The 17,847-nt window shown below is 54.5% G+C and carries 18 protein-coding genes and 1 pseudogene; 12 read left to right on the top strand and 7 right to left on the bottom strand.

Annotated elements, in window-relative coordinates:
- Positions 1-78: 78 nt before the first annotated feature.
- Positions 79-2,394, bottom strand: a complete 2,316-nt coding sequence (locus AC1RKC_RS13240) for a zinc/cadmium/mercury/lead-transporting ATPase (protein ID WP_116691455.1) — start codon at positions 2,392-2,394, stop codon at positions 79-81.
- A gap of 671 nt (positions 2,395-3,065) precedes the next feature.
- On the opposite strand from AC1RKC_RS13240, the gene AC1RKC_RS13245 reads away from it, so the two are divergent.
- Together AC1RKC_RS13245 and AC1RKC_RS13250 are read left to right on the top strand one after the other, a co-directional pair.
- The gene (locus tag AC1RKC_RS13245) at positions 3,066-4,529 is read left to right on the top strand and encodes a serralysin family metalloprotease (RefSeq protein ID WP_488765519.1); all 1,464 of its coding nucleotides are present in this window, start codon (positions 3,066-3,068) and stop codon (positions 4,527-4,529) included.
- A 55-nt stretch (positions 4,530-4,584) separates the two neighbouring features.
- The gene (locus AC1RKC_RS13250; protein ID WP_048762245.1) at positions 4,585-4,962 is read left to right on the top strand and encodes an AprI/Inh family metalloprotease inhibitor; all 378 of its coding nucleotides are present in this window, start codon (positions 4,585-4,587) and stop codon (positions 4,960-4,962) included.
- Positions 4,963-5,001: 39 nt separating this feature from the next.
- Here AC1RKC_RS13250 and AC1RKC_RS13255 read toward each other — a convergent pair whose 3' ends face one another.
- On the bottom strand, positions 5,002-5,628 hold the full coding sequence (locus AC1RKC_RS13255) for a lysoplasmalogenase (protein WP_020824800.1): 627 nt from the start codon (positions 5,626-5,628) through the stop codon (positions 5,002-5,004).
- A 406-nt stretch (positions 5,629-6,034) separates the two neighbouring features.
- Between AC1RKC_RS13255 and AC1RKC_RS13260 the strand changes: the two are divergent.
- Positions 6,035-6,585: pseudogene (locus AC1RKC_RS13260) on the top strand (tyrosine-type DNA invertase).
- 98 nt (positions 6,586-6,683) lie between these two features.
- On the opposite strand, the gene AC1RKC_RS13265 reads toward AC1RKC_RS13260, so the two are convergent.
- The 3 genes from AC1RKC_RS13265 to AC1RKC_RS13275 all read right to left on the bottom strand — a co-directional run bounded on the left by AC1RKC_RS13265 (position 6,684) and on the right by AC1RKC_RS13275 (position 9,300).
- Positions 6,684-7,436 (bottom strand): helix-turn-helix transcriptional regulator, encoded by a 753-nt coding sequence (locus tag AC1RKC_RS13265; RefSeq protein WP_493092562.1) that lies wholly within the window; start codon positions 7,434-7,436, stop codon positions 6,684-6,686.
- A gap of 290 nt (positions 7,437-7,726) precedes the next feature.
- Positions 7,727-8,107 (bottom strand): CaiF/GrlA family transcriptional regulator, encoded by a 381-nt coding sequence (locus tag AC1RKC_RS13270; protein WP_020824804.1) that lies wholly within the window; start codon positions 8,105-8,107, stop codon positions 7,727-7,729.
- A gap of 635 nt (positions 8,108-8,742) precedes the next feature.
- Entirely contained in the window at positions 8,743-9,300 is a 558-nt protein-coding gene (locus AC1RKC_RS13275; protein ID WP_048762248.1) for a tyrosine-type DNA invertase, read from the bottom strand.
- Between the two features lie 147 nt (positions 9,301-9,447).
- On the opposite strand from AC1RKC_RS13275, the gene AC1RKC_RS13280 reads away from it, so the two are divergent.
- The 5 genes from AC1RKC_RS13280 to AC1RKC_RS13300 all read left to right on the top strand — a co-directional run bounded on the left by AC1RKC_RS13280 (position 9,448) and on the right by AC1RKC_RS13300 (position 12,235).
- A complete protein-coding gene (locus AC1RKC_RS13280) occupies positions 9,448-9,753 on the top strand; it encodes a hypothetical protein (RefSeq protein ID WP_493092561.1) in 306 nt (101 codons plus the stop codon).
- Positions 9,754-9,776: 23 nt separating this feature from the next.
- Positions 9,777-10,463 (top strand): hypothetical protein, encoded by a 687-nt coding sequence (locus AC1RKC_RS13285; RefSeq protein WP_493092560.1) that lies wholly within the window; start codon positions 9,777-9,779, stop codon positions 10,461-10,463.
- Positions 10,464-10,532: 69 nt separating this feature from the next.
- Positions 10,533-11,150 (top strand): hypothetical protein, encoded by a 618-nt coding sequence (locus tag AC1RKC_RS13290; protein WP_153263162.1) that lies wholly within the window; start codon positions 10,533-10,535, stop codon positions 11,148-11,150.
- Entirely contained in the window at positions 11,122-11,742 is a 621-nt protein-coding gene (locus tag AC1RKC_RS13295; RefSeq protein WP_165366452.1) for a helix-turn-helix transcriptional regulator, read from the top strand. Before AC1RKC_RS13290 ends, AC1RKC_RS13295 begins: the two co-directional genes overlap by 29 nt.
- A gap of 136 nt (positions 11,743-11,878) precedes the next feature.
- On the top strand, positions 11,879-12,235 hold the full coding sequence (locus AC1RKC_RS13300; RefSeq protein ID WP_020824810.1) for a DUF2500 domain-containing protein: 357 nt from the start codon (positions 11,879-11,881) through the stop codon (positions 12,233-12,235).
- A gap of 27 nt (positions 12,236-12,262) precedes the next feature.
- On the opposite strand, the gene AC1RKC_RS13305 is transcribed toward AC1RKC_RS13300, so the two are convergent.
- On the bottom strand, positions 12,263-12,535 hold the full coding sequence (locus AC1RKC_RS13305) for a DUF1145 family protein (protein ID WP_006317223.1): 273 nt from the start codon (positions 12,533-12,535) through the stop codon (positions 12,263-12,265).
- Complete coding sequence (gene rsmD, locus AC1RKC_RS13310) at positions 12,525-13,145, bottom strand: 16S rRNA (guanine(966)-N(2))-methyltransferase (RefSeq protein ID WP_046374719.1); 621 nt, start codon at positions 13,143-13,145, stop codon at positions 12,525-12,527. The genes AC1RKC_RS13305 and rsmD overlap by 11 nt, the downstream gene beginning before the upstream one ends.
- Before the next feature lie 220 nt (positions 13,146-13,365).
- On the opposite strand from rsmD, the gene ftsY reads away from it, so the two are divergent.
- The 4 genes from ftsY to rpoH all read left to right on the top strand — a co-directional run bounded on the left by ftsY (position 13,366) and on the right by rpoH (position 17,793).
- Positions 13,366-15,000, top strand: a complete 1,635-nt coding sequence (gene ftsY / locus AC1RKC_RS13315; protein ID WP_493092559.1) for a signal recognition particle-docking protein FtsY — start codon at positions 13,366-13,368, stop codon at positions 14,998-15,000.
- A 5-nt stretch (positions 15,001-15,005) separates the two neighbouring features.
- Entirely contained in the window at positions 15,006-15,677 is a 672-nt protein-coding gene (gene ftsE / locus AC1RKC_RS13320; RefSeq protein WP_020824813.1) for a cell division ATP-binding protein FtsE, read from the top strand.
- Positions 15,667-16,620, top strand: coding sequence for a permease-like cell division protein FtsX (gene ftsX / locus AC1RKC_RS13325; protein WP_020824814.1), 954 nt, complete (start codon positions 15,667-15,669; stop codon positions 16,618-16,620). The genes ftsE and ftsX overlap by 11 nt, the downstream gene beginning before the upstream one ends.
- A gap of 315 nt (positions 16,621-16,935) precedes the next feature.
- Positions 16,936-17,793, top strand: a complete 858-nt coding sequence (gene rpoH / locus AC1RKC_RS13330) for an RNA polymerase sigma factor RpoH (RefSeq protein ID WP_020824815.1) — start codon at positions 16,936-16,938, stop codon at positions 17,791-17,793.
- The last annotated feature ends 54 nt before the right edge of the window (positions 17,794-17,847 follow it).

Below are 17,847 nucleotides of genomic sequence, written 5' to 3' on the forward strand. Positions count from 1 at the left end.
TACGTGCGACTTGCCGGTGTTATTTTTCGGCTAAGTGAATCAGGATGCCATTGCTGGCATCCTGATAGGTGGTTCTTATTACTGACGTTTCTTCAGCAAGCGTAGGGCGTTGGCGGTGACCAGCGCGGTAGCGCCAGAGTCCGCCAACACCGCCAGCCACAGCCCGGTCAGGCCCATCAGGGTGGTGATCAGGAATATCCCTTTCAGACCCAACGCAATGGTGATGTTCTGGCGGATATTGGCGTGTGTAGCGCGCGAGATGCGGATCATCTCCGCCACGCCCAGCAGCCGATTGTGCGTCAGCGCCGCGTCGGCGGTTTCCAGCGCCACGTCGGTGCCACTGCCCATGGCAATACCGATGCTGGAGGCTTTCATTGCCGGCGCATCGTTGATGCCATCGCCGATCATCGCCGTTGGCCGCAGTTCGCTCAGCTCGGTTACCGCCCTCACTTTATCTTCCGGCAGCAAACCGGCACGGTAGTCCAGCCCCAGCTCGGCGGCAATCGCTGCGGCTGCTCGAGGGTTGTCGCCGGTTAACATTACGCCGTTGATCCCCAACGCATTCAGTTCGGCAATCGCCTGCTTGGCGTCACTGCGCAGCGTATCGCGCAGGGCCAGCAGGCCGATCGGCACGCCATCTTCCAGTACCACTACTGCCGTTTTACCGGCATTTTCCAACCGTTCCACCTGGTTAGCACCTTGCTGATTGAGCAAGCCTGCGGCCAGTTTGGCCGGTGTACTGATCAGCACGGTTTTACCGTCGACAATGCCTTCCACACCGACGCCGGCCAACGCACGGCGGTTCTGTGCCGGCGGCAAAGGAGCACCATATTGTTCGGCGCGATTGATAATGGCCTGCGCCAACGGGTGATGGGAGCCAGCTTCTACCGCTGCAGCAAGGATCAACAGTGACTGTTCGCTGATGCCGTTGAGCGGCAGCACATCCGTCACCGTCGGTTTGCCTTCCGTCAGGGTACCGGTTTTGTCGAAGGCGATGGTTTGCACCTGGCCGAGCTGTTCCAGCGCCGCGCCACCTTTAATTAACGCGCCGCGACGGGTTGCCGCCGCCAGGCCGGAGGTAATGGCTGCCGGAGTGGAGATCACCAGTGCACAAGGACAGCCGATCAGCAACAGGGTCAGGCCGCGGTAAATCCAGACATCCCAGGGTTGAGCATACATCAACGGTGGCACCAGAATTACCGCGATGGCCAGCAGCATAATGGCCGGGGTGTAGTAACGGCTGAAACGGTCAAGGAAACGCTCGATCGGCGCACGGCGTTCTTCGGCTTCTTCAATCAGTTGCAGGATACGGTCGATGGCGTTTTTGCCCGGCTCGGAAATCACCTTCATCTGCGCGGCCTGATCGACCGACAAACTGCCCGCCGCCACTTTCTGACCTTGCTGACGTTCTACCGGGACCGACTCGCCGGTCAGGGCGCTTTCGTCGAAGCTGGCGAACGGGTTGAGCAGTTCGGCATCGGCCGGAAGGCGACCGCCGGGGGCAATTTCAATCACATCGCCGGGACGCAAGCTGGAGACCGGCACGCGTTTACGCTCGGTACCCTGCAGCAGCAGGGCATCTTCAGGAACCAGCTCCATCAACGCTTTCACGCCACGACGGGCGCGGTTGGCGGCGTAGGATTCGAGCATTTCGCCGACCATAAACAGCAGCAGCACCATGGCCGCTTCGGCAGTAGCGCCGATAAACAGCGCGCCGATGGCCGCCACGCTCATCAGCGTTTCGATGGCAAACGGCGTGCCGGAGCGGATCAGACGTATCGCCTTGGTGGCGACTGGTGCTAACCCCACCAGCGTGGTGGCGATAAAGGCAATGCGGCTCAGCTCAGGGTTGACCATGCTGAGTGCCCAACTGACGATCATCAGCGCGGTGAGCAGCAGCAACGGGCCGAATTCCCCCAGGCGTGAAGGTTTAGGCGGCTCGGCTTGGTTTGCCTGAGTGCCGAGCAGAGTAAACCCGGCTTGTTGCACTGCGTCCTGGATGCGCAGGCTAAGGTTCGACTGGCCGTCTACCACCAGCTTTTCAGTGGCGAATAACACCCGTGCGTTTACGACACCCGGGATGGCAGTAACGGCATTTTCAATCTTTTTAGCGCAGCTGGGGCAGTCCATACCCGTGACTTTCCAACTGTAGCGCTCGCTGCCGGAGAGAGGGGCGGCAGCGAGCCTGTCACTTTCTTCGTCCGGATCCCCATGATCGTCAGCGCTGCAACAGCTGGCGCCATGATCGTGAGCATGAGAGTGTTCGCCAGGGTTGACGGCGTTTTGTTTTTCACTGCTGCAACCGTGCTGGGTTTTGCTGTGGCTGTGATTGCACCCGCAGCCACCTTCGGCATGGTTATGTTCCTGATGATTGTGATTTTCATGGTTATGCATAACGTCCCCCCTCAGGGCAGTTAATGAGCTTCTTGAAACAAACTCTACACCCTGGAGTCCACTCCAGAGTCAAGCGACGGATGAGAATTATTGCTAATGGCGCACCGGAGGGAGAATTGGGGTATTTCTTTTTTCCCATGTCGTTTATCAGGGGGCGACGAGCGCGAAAGACCCGGAAGGCACGAGGTGATTAGTCAAAAAAAGAAAATGTTATTCCTGCGGGAACTAAAAAGTACCGGCGGCTAATAATAAAGAGTTATTAATCTATAACGCTTTAGCCAAATTTAACTTTTAGCCGTCTAAATCCCAGCACGATTCGCTTGGCTCTGCAGGCCGCATTTTTGTTGGAGTTTGTTACCAACTCATGGCATTTAAGTTTCATTAATATTGTAAATAACGCAAAAAACCAGCATAAATCGCCTTCGAAACGATAATAAATGGCTGATTATTTTATGTGCAGTTTTACACCGCTGCCTATAATTGGAATCGATTACCATTTATGGTGGTAATCTTATTTGCTGATATATATGCATTAATTCTCTCTAACACACTGCCGGCAACGGCGCATAAACTCCTTCCCGTAAGCGTGCGGTTCGTTCTCCGTGGCTTCCTGGCAGGTTATGTCTATCTGTCTGATTGAAAACAATCAGCTAATGAGTGGAATCGAACCAATGCAATCTACTAAAAAGGCAATTGAAATTACTGAATCCAGCCTTGCGGCTGCGAGCTCCGCTTACAATGCAGTAGATAATTTGCTGCATTATCATGAGCGAGGCAACGGGATTCAGGTTAATGGCAAGGACTCATTTTCTACCGAACAAGCCGGGCTGTTTATTACCCGCGAGAACCAAACCTGGAACGGTTATAAAGTTTTTGGCCAACCGGTTAAATTAACGTTCTCTTTCCCGGATTATAAATTCTCTTCCACCAACGTCGCCGGCGATACCGGACTGAGCAAATTCAGCGCGGAACAGCAGCAGCAGGCTAAGCTGTCGCTGCAGTCCTGGTCTGACGTGGCCAATATCACCTTTACCGAAGTTGGTGCCGGCCAGAAGGCCAATATCACCTTCGGTAACTACAGCCAGGATCGTCCCGGCCATTATGACTACGATACCCAGGCTTACGCCTTCCTGCCGAACACCATTTATCAGGGCCAAAACCTGGGCGGGCAGACCTGGTACAACGTCAACCAGTCCAACGTGAAACATCCGGCCAGCGAAGACTACGGCCGCCAGACCTTTACCCACGAAATTGGCCATGCGTTGGGCTTGAGTCATCCGGGCGATTACAACGCCGGTGAAGGCAACCCGACCTACAGAGACGCCAGCTACGCCGAAGATACTCGTGAGTTCAGCCTGATGAGTTACTGGAGCGAAACCAACACCGGTGGCGACAACGGCGGGCACTACGCTGCGGCGCCACTGCTGGATGACATTTCCGCTATTCAGCATCTGTATGGTGCCAACCAGACCACCCGTACCGGCGATACCGTGTATGGCTTCAACTCAAATACCGGACGTGACTTCCTCAGTACCACCAGCAATTCGCAAAAAGTGATCTTTGCGGCCTGGGATGCGGGTGGTAATGACACCTTCGATTTCTCCGGTTACACCGCTAACCAGCGTATTAATCTGAACGAGAAATCTTTCTCCGACGTGGGTGGGCTGAAAGGCAACGTGTCCATTGCCGCAGGTGTGACCATCGAGAACGCGATTGGCGGTTCAGGTAATGACGTGATCGTCGGCAATGCGGCCAACAACGTGTTGAAAGGTGGCGCGGGCAACGACGTGCTGTTCGGTGGTGGTGGGGCTGATGAGCTGTGGGGCGGTGCGGGCAAAGACACCTTTGTCTTCTCTGCGGTCAGCGATTCTGCGCCGGGTGCCTCCGACTGGATCAAGGATTTCCAGAAAGGCATCGATAAAATCGACCTGTCATTCTTCAATCAGGGCGCGCAGGGTGGCGATCAGATCCACTTCGTCGATCATTTCAGTGGCGCAGCGGGCGAAGCCTTGCTGTCTTACAATGCGTCGAATAACGTCAGCGATCTGGCCCTGAATATCGGTGGCCATCAGGCCCCGGACTTCCTGGTGAAGATCGTCGGCCAGGTTGACGTCGCCACTGACTTTATCGTTTAACAGTGCAGGCGGTAACGCCCGGCGCCGGTTGGCCGGGCGTTATACAGGAGCCGATATGAAGGGCAACGTGACGCACGTCGCTGCAGTCGTGGGCGGTATGATGGTAACGGGAGCAGTTATGGCCAGCAGTTTGGTTCTTCCCAGCGCGCAATCATTGGCGGGGCAATGGCAGGTCGCCAATGCCGAACAACAATGTCAGATTGAGTTTTTGGCCGGTGAACAGAGTGAAATCAACGGCTACTCCTTGGTTGATCGGCAGCACTGTTTGGAAAAGGTGTTAACCGCCGAGGTGGTCGGTTGGCGCCCGGCACCGGACGGCATCGCTTTGCTGCGGGCGGATGGCAGTACGCTGGCGTTCTTCTCGCGCGATGGCGATATTTACCGCAACCAGCTTGGCGCGGATGACGGACTGACGCTGAAAGCGCTGGTATAACAACAGCGGGTTCGGCAGTCGAACCCGCCCTGAGCAGCCTTACAGATACAGCGAACGTACGATCAGGAAATGGCCGGAGAAATAGCAGAAGGCCACCAGCGCATCCGCAGCGCGGAAGGTCCAGCGATAGCGGTTAACCAGCCACACCACGTTGGCCAGCAGCAGCAGTGAAGTGCCCGCCAGCAGCGAGAAACCGAAATCGGTGCTGCGCATAAAGTACTGCTCACCCGCCAGCCACACCATCAGCAGCGTCATCGCTACATAAGTGGCGATCGGCCAACGCATTTCTTCCAGTCGCGTCCAAATTGTTGCCAGTAACAGCACGCCGATAATCAGCAGCGCCAGCGGCAGCGGCCAAAACAGGCTGAAGGTCATCTGACTGGCGAAGCTCAGGGTATACAGCAAGTGCGACAGGAAAAAGGCACCGATGGCGTAAAGCACGCGTTCGCGCGGCAGCAGCAGCAGGGTGTCGGCGATTAAGGTTGCCAGCAGGCCGAGGACGATCAGATAGCCGGCAGGCCCCAACACCGGCGCTTGCCAGGCCAGCAATAACAACAGCAGCAGGGTGATGGGCTTAAACACCCAGCGCTGCCAGCGAGGCCCACGGTAGGAGGCATCGACGAACAGCCAACCGGAAAAGAATACGGCAAGGAACGGCCAACTCATTATGTCTTCCTTATTCATTATGGGAACCACAGCAACCGGCTCCAAATTGTCACCAGCGTCACTTCTGTTTGCAGTGTAGGCAGCGCCTCTGCGATCGACAATGCTTTCTTGCTGATGAACTGTAACTTATTTGCAGAGTAAGAAAGGGAGCCGTAGTTTTTCTCGGGAAAATTTACTGACAATGGCTGCTCTACCGTTGCGGATCATTTTCTGAGAGCCATAACTGCTCGATGCGAATGCTAATTAATTAGTAATTAATGCTGCGCGTGACAATAATAGCTAAGGATTAATCTTAGAGTCTCATTATTATTTAGCACAGTTGGGTAACTGTATTTGCATTTTTGGCTGTTTTTTAAACCCGCCATCGGTCCTGCTTGATACATGATGTTTCTGGGGAGTTATGCAATTGGAAATAAGAAAATATCTGAATGAATCAGAAATAAAAAAATGATAAAAAATATAAAGGGAGGACTAAACTCGGTACGGGACAGCTGTATGATCACCATGTGCTTTGTTCACGGTTTGCGGGCCAGCGAGTTAAGCCGTATGACGCTGGACAATATAGAGCTCGCCGAGCGGCGGGTTTTTATTTCGCGACTGAAGAATGGTCTGTCGGTTCAGCACCCATTACAACCGGATGAGACCCTGATGCTTAAACGCTGGCTGGATGACCGTAAATACAGCCCGCATGCCGGCCAGCCCTGGTTGTTTTTGTCGCGCAAGGGTGGCCGCCTATCGCGCCAGCAAATCTACCGACTGATCCGCGATTACGGCAAAGCGGCATGTCTCGAATTACCTGCCCATCCCCACATGTTGCGTCACGCCTGCGGTTATAGCCTGGCAAATAAAGGTATGGACACTCGACTGATACAAGACTATCTCGGCCATCGGAATATTCAGCATACGGTACTCTATACCGCCAGCAATGCCCAACGATTCAAAAGAATTGAATTTTAACTTTCGGTCAGGGCTTAATTCGCGCGAAATGGCCACAGTGTGATAATTAAGCGACGGTTTATTCCTGTTAGGTCATTGGCTGAATATTTAATACTTATTCAGCATGACTTGGGTTGGTTTTTTTCTGGCTCTGTATTGTAGTGTTCGGCGGCGGCAAACAGTGCCACCTCATGAGGCACATTAAGTCGCCGCATAAGATTGTGTTTTTGGCCGCTCACCGTTTTGACACTTTTCCCCAGCAACTGTGCGGTTGCCGTGACGCTGCCGTTGCGCAGTAGGGCGGTCAACACCTGCTGTTCCGCTGCCGGCAAGGCAATCTGCGCGGTCGCATGCTGTGGGCCGTAAAGCAGCGCCCCCAGCGCATAGAGTTCGCCGTTGTGTTGCAAACCGGCTTTGTCCATGGCCCGTTTTTTATGGCTGGAAATGGTGCGAATATCTCGGTTCATGCGGGCGGCCAGCTGCCAGGGATGCATGCCGCCCAGCAATGTCAGCAACACCCGACTCTCTGTTAGCGTCAAAAGTGGCAGGCTCTGTGGTTGTTTGGTGGACAGATCGGGAGAGATGTTCAGCACGCCTAACAGACGGTGCCAGGCGGGGGTGGAAAACGGTGCTTGCAAATTCAGTTTCAGGTCATGCCGGCAAGACTTCAGCACAACCAGTTGCCACAGCAGCGGTAGCCATTTGACACCGCCGGTATGGGGCAGGGGCTCTAGCCGCACGGCGCTTTCGGCGGCGGGGTGCAGTTTGAGAACAATGCTGGGCAGACTGTCCGCCGTGGCAATATTACGAAGCAGGTCCAGCTCTTTGGGAGCGGGGAAATAGCCGGTGCGATCGTTAACGGTCAAACGCATATCATCTCTCCTGCAATCAAATGAAAAAATTGCGCCGGGGTTAAAAAAACCAGTAGAGCAGCAGCGCAAAAAGACACCAGAGTAGTGCACTGAGGGTAAGCATCAGGTTCCAGGCAAGCCGCTCCAGGTGATACAAGGTTCTTTTGGTCAAGGCAGGGTCATTCCCCTTGGTTTGAAAAAGTCGGGGCCGGTTAGACGCAACGCTGTTCATGTCATCACGGCTTGGCCCCGATGGGAAAAAGTTGTCTATAGGCAACCTCTCTAATTAGGGGAGCGAAAAGGGCCGGTTATCACAGATGCAGTTCGCTCCACGGCCGTTGAAGCAGTTGTGCCCAGACGCTTTGCCTGTCTACATTGCGAACCCTGGTGCTCTTTGTTCGTAATGGCAGAGGTTGGCTTACCGTGCGGATCCAGACCCGCAGTTCCTGGCGGTGCGATCGCGGATGGGTATAAACGTGTTGGTCGCAGGTGATGCAAGGGCTGTGAACGATATAGCGCAGAATGTAACCCGCTTTACGGCGCGGTACGTTAAAGGCCTGCATGATGCGCTGACGATTCAGATAGTGGTTTTGCAGCAACCCCCAGGTGGCCACAATGCGACATAACGGCTGTTCGGCCAGGTGCGCTACCGTTTCCGGCAGGGTGATATTCTCGTCATGCTGAAGCTTCATAAAACCCCCTGTCTCCTTGTACAATGAATCGTTGTTGGGGTGGCTTTGCCATGGATAAATTGTCTTGCGCCCGGTGCTTCCGATTAATGCTGAAACCCGTGTCGGGTGTCTTGAAAAAAAACAAGAGTGAATCTGTCGTCACTATTGCGTATTTTCTTCACGTGCATGTTTCCACCAGTATTTCCACCTTTGCTGTTTTAAAGGGGACCGGTGCAAAGATGCAGAATTTCCATTTGGTATAATAATTAAAGTTATTTTTTATTTTCTCCTTTTATTTCAGTGTGATGCGTTGTTTTTTTGAGCTTAAAATGCGACATTTTGGACCAAAATGTGACATTCAGATAATTAATCTGTTTTTAGGCGTTCCAGTGGGCTAATGTTTTATTTTTAGTGGGGCGCTGACGGATTTGTCAGTGTATGTATCTGAAAATAAAATGACGTTGCTTCGCTGTTTAATTGCGTTAATTTATTTAACAAAGGTTCGCTTCGGTGAGCCTTTTTTATTTTGTTTAGTGGGTTGTTGATATTGAAGGAAATAAAATTGTTGCGTAAAAGCGGGGGGTATTCTTATTGACTTGAAATCGTACAAAACTAAGATATGTAACACTTTGGTCCAAAATGACCTATTTTCCACCTCACTTTTTTTGCCATAATCCAATAAAGCGATTGGGATTGCTGGCGGTATATATCACCGTATGTCGAATATTCCGGTGACCCAGATAATCCTGAATCAAACGCGTGTCGACGCCCGAATCCGCCAGCGCATAGCCACAGGCATGTCGCAGCATATGTGGGTGCGATGCCACCGTAATATTGGCGGCCTCGCCGTAGCGTTTAATCAAGTAATGCACGTGTTTGCGCGTCAGTTGGCCGCCTTTTTGCGACAGGAATAACCACTCGCTGTCAGCATCGCGCCACTTGTCGCGCAAATTGAGCCAGCACAACAAGTGCGGCAGCTCATCTTGCGCTAAGGGATGCACGGTCGAAAAACCGTTCTTCAGGCGGCGGATATAAATCACGTTATCGCGCAGATCGATATCAGATATTTTTAACTGACAGGCTTCGCTGGCGCGCAGCCCGTGGATAAAACACATCTGTATTAAACAACGGTCACGCTCCGGATGTTTTCCAATGTGCGTGGCAAGCAGGATGTCATTTATTTCACCGAGAGTGAGGTGTTTTCGAGTTTTCATTATTTTGGCTCCATATAGCCTCTCCGACCCGATGCCGTATGAGGATCTTACTGGAGAGAAAATAGCCTATTTCCATTTTTTTTACGCATCTATTTTCTTTGCGAATAAATGGCGGCAGCTGATCTGACAGGAGGAGTAAAAACCACCATGCAGCATGAATTAACCGCGATGGCAGCACCCACGATACTCACCCGCAAGGCCGCCCGTGCCGTTGCTGGCAAAGCCGCCAGCCTGGAACGGCGCATCATGCAACTCAGCGGGATGGCTTACGGTGTAGAAGATTGGCTGTATGCGTTGCACAAGACCGCCGAATTGTGGCGTAGCCTCAGTGAGACGCCCTTGCTGGCTGAAAACGAACGTCACTATGCCCGGCTACGCTATCACCACTGTGCTCATCCAGCCACTCATTTGCTGGTGCGTCAACGTTATCAGGCCGATCAGCAGCAGTTCTGAATCTACAGCAGAGTGACTCCCTTATGTCAGCTACCTCTTTTCCATCGCGTTTGCGCGTGGTCGTGATGATGGCGCCGGGGCTGGTGCGAGAAGGCACCCTGAAAGTGTTAGCACTTACCCGTCAGGCGATCGCATCGTTAATTGTGGTCGACGATCTATTGACTCTGCGACAGACGTTATCGCAAGACGGAGCGGATATCATTATCACTGGGCTCTGCGGACATCGCGACAAACTGCGCGATTTTTTCCTGTTTTATTCCCACTATCTGCGTTTCGACCTCAATACTACCTGGCTGTTGTACAGCGAACCGTTAACACCGTTGCTAACCACTCTGAGCCCGTTGAGGCCGAGCGAAGGGCCATTGTGCCTACCGCACGATCTGCAGCCGCATCAGTTGCACGATTTGTTGCTGAAACGTCAGGCGTTGGGGCATCCGGCTTTTATGGCCAAGGGCCTGCTGTGTCGGACGCCGTCGGAGATTGCTCTCAGTTGGCCGGAGTTACAGGTCCTCAGTCATTTTGTCTGTGGTGCACTGGAACATCTCACTACGCCGACGGGCGGATTCACGACGAAGACCCTGAGCGCCCATAAGCGCAGCGCGATGCGCAAACTGGGTGTGCATCGCGATCAAGAACTCCATGCGTTGCTGTATGGTTCTCGCTTATGCCCAACAAGGAGGTTGCCTGATGTTGCCCTCAGCCAGAGATAAACACATCCGCCGCTACACCTGGTTGGCGATGTTGCTGGTATGCGGCATCTTTGGGTGGGGGGTAATTTGGTGCGCACTGAAATTCGCCGGTATTTAATGGTTGGCCGCGCTTGGTCAAGCCGGCTCTTAAAACAATTTACCGACAAGTGCTTATGCCCTCAGGTCATTACGCTCACGGTTAGGGTGGCGGTGACTTTGTTGTGGGGCGTGCTGTTTTTCCCTCAAGCTGAGGCTGGCACGCTGTTGAATGGCTTGCCGACGTCCTTTATTGGTCGCAGTGGGAAGAACGCATTGCCTCAGCGGCTGGCACAATGCCGTCATGACGCCAAAATACTCGACGCTTCGCCTGCGAATCATGCCGGGCGTTATTTCCATGTTCTGAGCGATCGCTTCGCTCAATGGGGAATAGGCCCTGAAACCGATGTCAGTCCTCCATTGACCCGCGTCCAACGCTGCGAACTTAATCGTTTCTGTGACATGTTGCACCGGCTGGCCGGTAGGCAACTGTTGGATCAGCTGTTTTTGCCACAGGGCGGGGTGGCTGAAGTGGAATATCGTACGGTGGTCGTCACGGCCCCAGGTTTAAGGAGAAACAATGACACCTCTAAAAGTGATGGTTATGGAGCCGAATCCCTGGTTTCGGCACGGAGTCCTGGCGGTGCTTGCGTCACTCCCCGCCCAGTATGAGGTTTGTGGGGTGACTGACCGGCTGTCGGAATTGCGCGGCCTGTTGCACAAACAACCGCTCGACCTGTTGTTGTCAGATACCCACGGACACGATGAAAGCCTGGATGACTTCTTTGTTTTCCGTGGGAGATTCTGGAAGAAACACGCTAATGTGACCTGGCTGATGTGGAGCGACGGTTATAGTCCTTTCTTGTCGGGTTTATCTTCCAAAATGATACTGCCGGTTTGTCTGCAAAAAACGCTGCGTCCGACCGAGTTGAACTCACTGTTGGTGTTGCGTCATCGGCTGGGACATCATCATTTTTTGGCTGAACACCGTCGGACCCAGATGCGCGTCTGTTGTCATCTGACGCAAAAAGAGCTTTTGGTTATCAGCGCGTTGGCGCATGGTGAGCCGCAAAAGCAACTGGCACGGCGGTTGGGGCGAAGTGAAAAAACCATCAGTTCACATAAGGCCCATGCCTTGCGCAAGCTGGGTGCCAGTAGCGATCGGCGGCTATTCCATCACCAGGGGGAAAATCGCCTGTTGGATATCCTGCGCTATGCAGGCATCAACATTCCTCATACTCCCTTGGGGAGTTACTCAGCATAACCCATCATGCTGAAGAGCCGTTCGTAATAAGCCGCTAATCAATGTTATGCATGGGGTTGTCCCAGGCAACAGCGGTGTCAGTTTAGGGCTTGTGCTATGTTTACGCTGATTTTACCGCGTGGAGATGGGAAGTAAGATGAGTAAGCCACCGCTGTTTTTTATCGCTGTGATCGCGTTGATCGCCGTATTGGCGACGCACCGCTATTTCAATCAGCGCCGTATTGAAGCGGATAACGACCGTGCGCCGGTACGCAGTTTGCAGGTCACGGTGAGTGATAAACGTGAGTTTCCGGTCGCCAAGACCCGGGCACCGCAGCGTGAGCCGCTGGTCAATGAGCCGATGCATTATGAGGTGGTGTTTAGCCCGCAGCGCGGTGGCGAGGAGATCCGCTTGCGGTTGAAGCCGTGGCAGTATAATCCGATTGAAAAAGGCGCACAGGGCACGTTGAGCATGCAGGGCACGCGGTTTGTCTCCTTTACTGCCCAGCCGTAGGGCACCGGACCCGGTGCCCATGTGGGGTTATTTTCTTTTGATTGGCGGCTGTTTTTTCTGCCAGGCCAGCAGTTCGAATACGCCAAAGATGAAGATCTTGGCTTCTTGCCAGTAGCTTATCGGCTGATCTTTCGGTTGTGTGGACTTCAACAGAACCAACTGCAGTCCGTGCATCACCACCATAAAGAACAGCGCCACGTCGATGAAATATTTCAGCGGCTTGGGAAAGGGGTGAAACAGGTTGGAGAGCAGAAAGCCCCACACGCACAGCATCAGCAGGCGACCCAGATTAATCAGCATTTTCGGTTTTCTCTTGCGAACGGATATAAAGACGATAAGCCACCTGACCGGCGACTTTTTCACGGTGTAATTGCCAGTTGGCCGGGACATCAGCGGCGGCGCTTTCGGCTTCGGCCTCTACATAGATCCAGGCCTCATCGGCCAGCCAGCCCTGCTGCTCCAGCAGCGTGACGGTTTCAGCCAGCAAGCCTTTGCGAAAAGGCGGATCGAGAAACACCACGTCAAACGGCTGAGCGGGGGTCGCCAGCCAGCTCAGCGCGTTGGTATTGACCACCTTGCCATTGCCCTGCAGCAGGGCCAGATTTTTTTCCAGTTGCTGCGCCACTGGGCGTTCAAACTCCAACAGCGTGACGCTGCCGGCATAGCGCGACAGCGCTTCCAGGCCGAGTGCGCCGCTACCGGCGAAACAGTCCAGGCAGCGTGCCCCCTGGATCACCGGCGCCAGCCAGTTGAACAGGGTTTCCCGAACGCGATCGGTGGTCGGACGCAGCCCGGGGCTGTTGGGTACCGGCAGTTTTCGCCCGCGCCATTGGCCACCGATAATGCGGATCTGCCCGGCCGCAGCCTGAGGCGGTTTTTTTGCCGATGCCCGTGGCGATAGTCTTGTCATAGGTTTGCTTTGATTGTTTTCTGGCGGTGAGGCCGAATGAGTTGGCGATAAGTTGCCTCTATTCTACCGGTGAGAGGCGCTGGGGGAAACGGTAAAACTTTGTTGCCTGATTTCACAGTGGAAAGCATGCCGGATGCGTGTTGCTGAACGAGGGAAAGTGATAGACTCGGCGAATTATTGTCAGCATAAGCAAGCCTTCGGTACGGAGTAGAGTCATAACATGGCAAAAGATAAGAAACGCGGGTTTTTCTCCTGGCTGGGCTTCGGCCAGAAGGAAGAAGAGCAACAGCAACCTGAGACGCCGGTAGAAGCGGCGGAAAATCAGGCCGTGGAGACCCCGGCTGAACCGGTCGCTCCCAAGCTGGATGACCAGCTCCCCGCGCAGGAATCTGAACCTGCCGCTTCCGTAGAGACGCCTGGGGAGTGGGACGGCAGTCTGACCGGCGAGCATATTGCAGAAAGCGTGCCGGCGATCGTCGAACACACTGCCGCGGCAGAAAAGCTGGCGGAAGAGATTGTCACCCTTACTGAACAGGTGGCGGCAGAACAGCAACAGCCGGCAGCGGAAGAGATTGCCGTGCCTGTGGCCGTGGTTCAGCCTGAACCCGAACTTGTCATCGAGCCTAAGCCAGAAACGACCGCGGTATCAGAACCCGAAGTGGTTACGGCAGAGCCGATTATTGCGCCAGAACCGGAACCGGTGATGGTGCCCGAACTGGAAGTAATTGAGCCTGAACCTACTATCGTGCCAGAGCCAGAGCCAGAGCCAGAGCCAGAGCCAGAGCCAGAGCCAGAGCCAGAGCCAGAGCCAGAGCCATTGTCGGCCAGCGTGGCGCTGGAACCGATTATTGTCGCGCCGGCCATTATCGAAGAAGAAGAAAAAGAACCCGAGCTGCTGGCCCCTGCGGTCACTCAGGAGCAGGAACGTCCGACCAAAGAAGGCTTCTTTGCCCGGCTGAAACGTAGTCTAGTGAAAACCAAGCAAAATTTGGGATCCGGTTTTGTCGGCTTGTTCCGCGGCAAGAAAATTGACGACGAACTGTTTGAAGAGCTGGAAGAACAGTTGCTGATTGCCGACGTCGGCGTGGAAACCACGCGTAAAATCATTACCTCTCTGACTCAGCATGCCAGCCGCAAGCAGTTGAAAGACGCCGATGCGTTATACGGCAAGCTGAAGGAGGAAATGTCCGAAATTCTGGCTAAAGTTGATCAGCCGCTGGATGTTGGCGGTAAAAACCCGTATGTCATTCTGATGGTTGGGGTGAACGGTGTGGGTAAAACCACCACCATCGGTAAGCTGGCTCGCCAATTCCAGGCGGAAGGCAAATCGGTGATGCTGGCGGCGGGGGACACCTTCCGTGCCGCGGCGGTAGAGCAACTGCAGGTGTGGGGCGAGCGCAACCGTATTCCAGTGGTGGCGCAGCATACCGGCGCGGATTCCGCCTCGGTGATTTACGATGCGGTCCAGGCCGCCAAGGCCCGTGGCATCGACGTGCTGTTGGCTGATACTGCAGGGCGTTTGCAGAACAAAGCACACCTGATGGAAGAGCTGAAGAAGATTGTCCGCGTCATGAAAAAACTGGACGACCAGGCCCCCCATGAGGTTATGCTGACTCTCGATGCCAGCACCGGACAGAATGCTGTCAGCCAGGCGAAATTATTTAATGAAGCCGTGGGCTTAACCGGTATCACACTGACTAAACTGGACGGTACCGCCAAGGGCGGGGTGATCTTCGCCATTGCCGATCAGTTCGGTATCCCGATTCGCTATATCGGCGTTGGGGAAGGCATCGAAGATTTGCGGCCATTTAAGGCTGACGATTTTATTGAGGCACTTTTTGCCCGAGAGGATTAATACGGATGATTCGCTTTGAACAGGTCAGTAAAGCTTATCTGGGCGGACGGCAGGCCCTGCAGGGGGTCGATTTCCATCTGCGCCCGGCAGAGATGGCGTTTCTGACCGGCCATTCCGGCGCGGGGAAGAGTACCCTGCTGAAACTGATTTGTGGTATCGAACGGCCAAGCGCCGGCCATATTTGGTTTGGCGGCCATGACATCAGCCGGTTGAAAAACCGCGAGGTGCCGTTCCTGCGTCGTCAAATCGGCATGATTTTCCAGGATCACCATCTGCTGCTGGATCGCACGGTTTATGACAACGTGGCAATGCCACTGATTATCGCCGGCGCCAGCACCGAAGACATCCGTCGCCGCGTTTCCGCTGCGTTGGACAAGGTCGGGCTGCTGGATAAGGCGAAGAACTTCCCGATTCAGCTTTCCGGCGGTGAGCAGCAGCGTGTGGGTATCGCCCGCGCGGTGGTGAACAAGCCGGCGGTACTGCTGGCGGATGAGCCTACCGGTAACCTGGACGATGCGTTGTCGGAAGGCATTCTGCGCCTGTTCGAAGAGTTTAACCGCGTGGGTGTCACCGTGTTGATGGCCACCCACGACACCGGGCTGATCGCCCGTCGCAATTACCGCATTCTGCGCCTGAGCCAGGGCCGCATGGCTGGAGGAGCGCATCATGGCGAATAATGCAAAAACCGCCAAGAGCAAAGCGCTGCGTGGCGGCTGGCGGGAACAATGGCGCTACGCCTGGATGAACGCCGTCAAGGATATGCTGCGCCAGCCACTGGCGACGCTGCTGACGGTGATGGTCATCGCCATCTCCCTGACGCTGCCAAGCGTGTGTTATATCGTTTGGAAAAACGTCAGCACCGCGGCGACGCAATGGTACCCTACGCCGCAGTTAACGGTGTACCTGGATAAATCCCTGGATGACGACGCGGCGGTGAAAGTGCTCGACGCCATCAAGGCGGAAGCCGGCGTAGAGAAAGTGAATTACCTGTCGCGTGAAGAGGCCCGGGGCGAATTCCGCAACTGGTCCGGCTTTGGCGGCGCGCTGGATATGCTGGAAGAGAACCCGTTACCGGCGGTCGCTATCATCACGCCGAAAATGAGCTTCCAAAGTTCCGACACCCTCAATACCCTGCGCGATCGCGTCGCGGCGGTGCAGGGGGTGGATGAAGTGCGGATGGACGACAGCTGGTTTGCTCGTCTGGCTGCACTGACCGGGCTGGTGGGGCAAGTGGCTGCAATGATCGGCGTGCTGATGGTGGTGGCGGTGTTCCTGGTGATCGGCAACAGCGTACGTCTGAGCATCTTCAGCCGCCGCGATACTATCAACGTGATGAAGCTGATTGGCGCCACCGACGGTTTCATCCTGCGGCCGTTCCTGAACGGCGGTGCGATGCTGGGCTTCTTTGGCGCATTGCTGTCGTTGGTGTTGTCCGGGGCGATGGTGTGGCGGCTGGAGTCGGTGGTCACCGGCGTGGCCAAGGTGTTCGGCACCACCTTTACCCTGCACGGCCTGGGTTGGGATGAGGCGTTACTGCTGCTGATTGTTTCCGCGATGATCGGCTGGATCGCCGCCTGGCTGGCGACGGTGCAACATTTACGCCGATTTACACCACAATAAAGATTTTTTGGTATACTCTTCTCCTGCTGCTCCGAGCGTGTTGCGGGAGAAGAGCTACCGGCACTAACTTAAGCACCATCCAGTCTCTTCTTAGCGCACAAATTCCCTATCGGCCTGAATATTCGTCACGTATTGTCATGGACAATGCGATCGAAAAACTGTGAACTAATAGGGCGGAACGCGGTCAAAATCTGCAGCAAAATGTTATGGTGCCCGGCGTGTGGACCGCTTTTGCAATAGCAACTGCCGTTGAATCAATCATTTCCCCGCCGTGACAATCACCTGCATGACCTGTTTTTTCAAGAGAGGGTTTGAATGACCAAAGAAATGCAAACTTTAGCTTTAGTGCCCCAGGGCAGTTTGGAAGCCTATATCCGGGCCGCCAACACCTATCCGATGCTGACGGCAGAGGAAGAGCGGGAGCTGGCTGAACGGCTGCATTATCAGGGCGATCTGGAAGCCGCTAAGCAGCTCATCCTGTCTCACCTGCGCTTTGTCGCTCATATTGCCCGTAATTACTCCGGTTACGGCCTGCCTCAGGCAGACCTGATCCAGGAAGGTAATATTGGCCTGATGAAAGCTGTTCGCCGCTTCAACCCAGAGGTTGGTGTGCGTCTGGTTTCCTTTGCGGTGCATTGGATCAAGGCAGAAATTCACGAGTACGTACTGCGCAACTGGCGTATCGTCAAAGTGGCTACCACCAAAGCACAGCGCAAGCTGTTCTTTAATCTGCGTAAAACCAAGCAGCGTCTGGGCTGGTTCAATCAGGATGAGGTGGAATTGGTTGCTCGCGAGTTGGGTGTGACCAGCAAGGATGTCCGCGAGATGGAATCCCGCATGGCGGCGCAGGACATGACGTTCGATCCTACGCCAGACGACGAAGCCCGTGATGGCCAGTCTATGGCGCCGGTGCTGTACCTGCAGGATAAAAGCTCGGACTTCGCCGAAGGCATCGAGGAAGATAACTGGGAAAGCAACGCCGCAGACAAACTGGCCTATGCGCTGGAAGGTCTGGACGAGCGTAGCCAGCATATCATTCGCGCCCGTTGGTTGGATGACGACAATAAATCCACGTTGCAAGAGCTGGCCGATCAGTACGGTGTTTCCGCTGAGCGTGTGCGCCAGCTAGAAAAGAACGCCATGAAGAAACTGAAAATGGCGATCGAAGCCTAATCCCGCATAAGCGTTAAAAAGCCCGGCTAGCCGGGCTTTTTTGTGCCTGAAATT

The organism is Serratia sp. GW822-FHT06E05 (assembly GCF_058799445.1).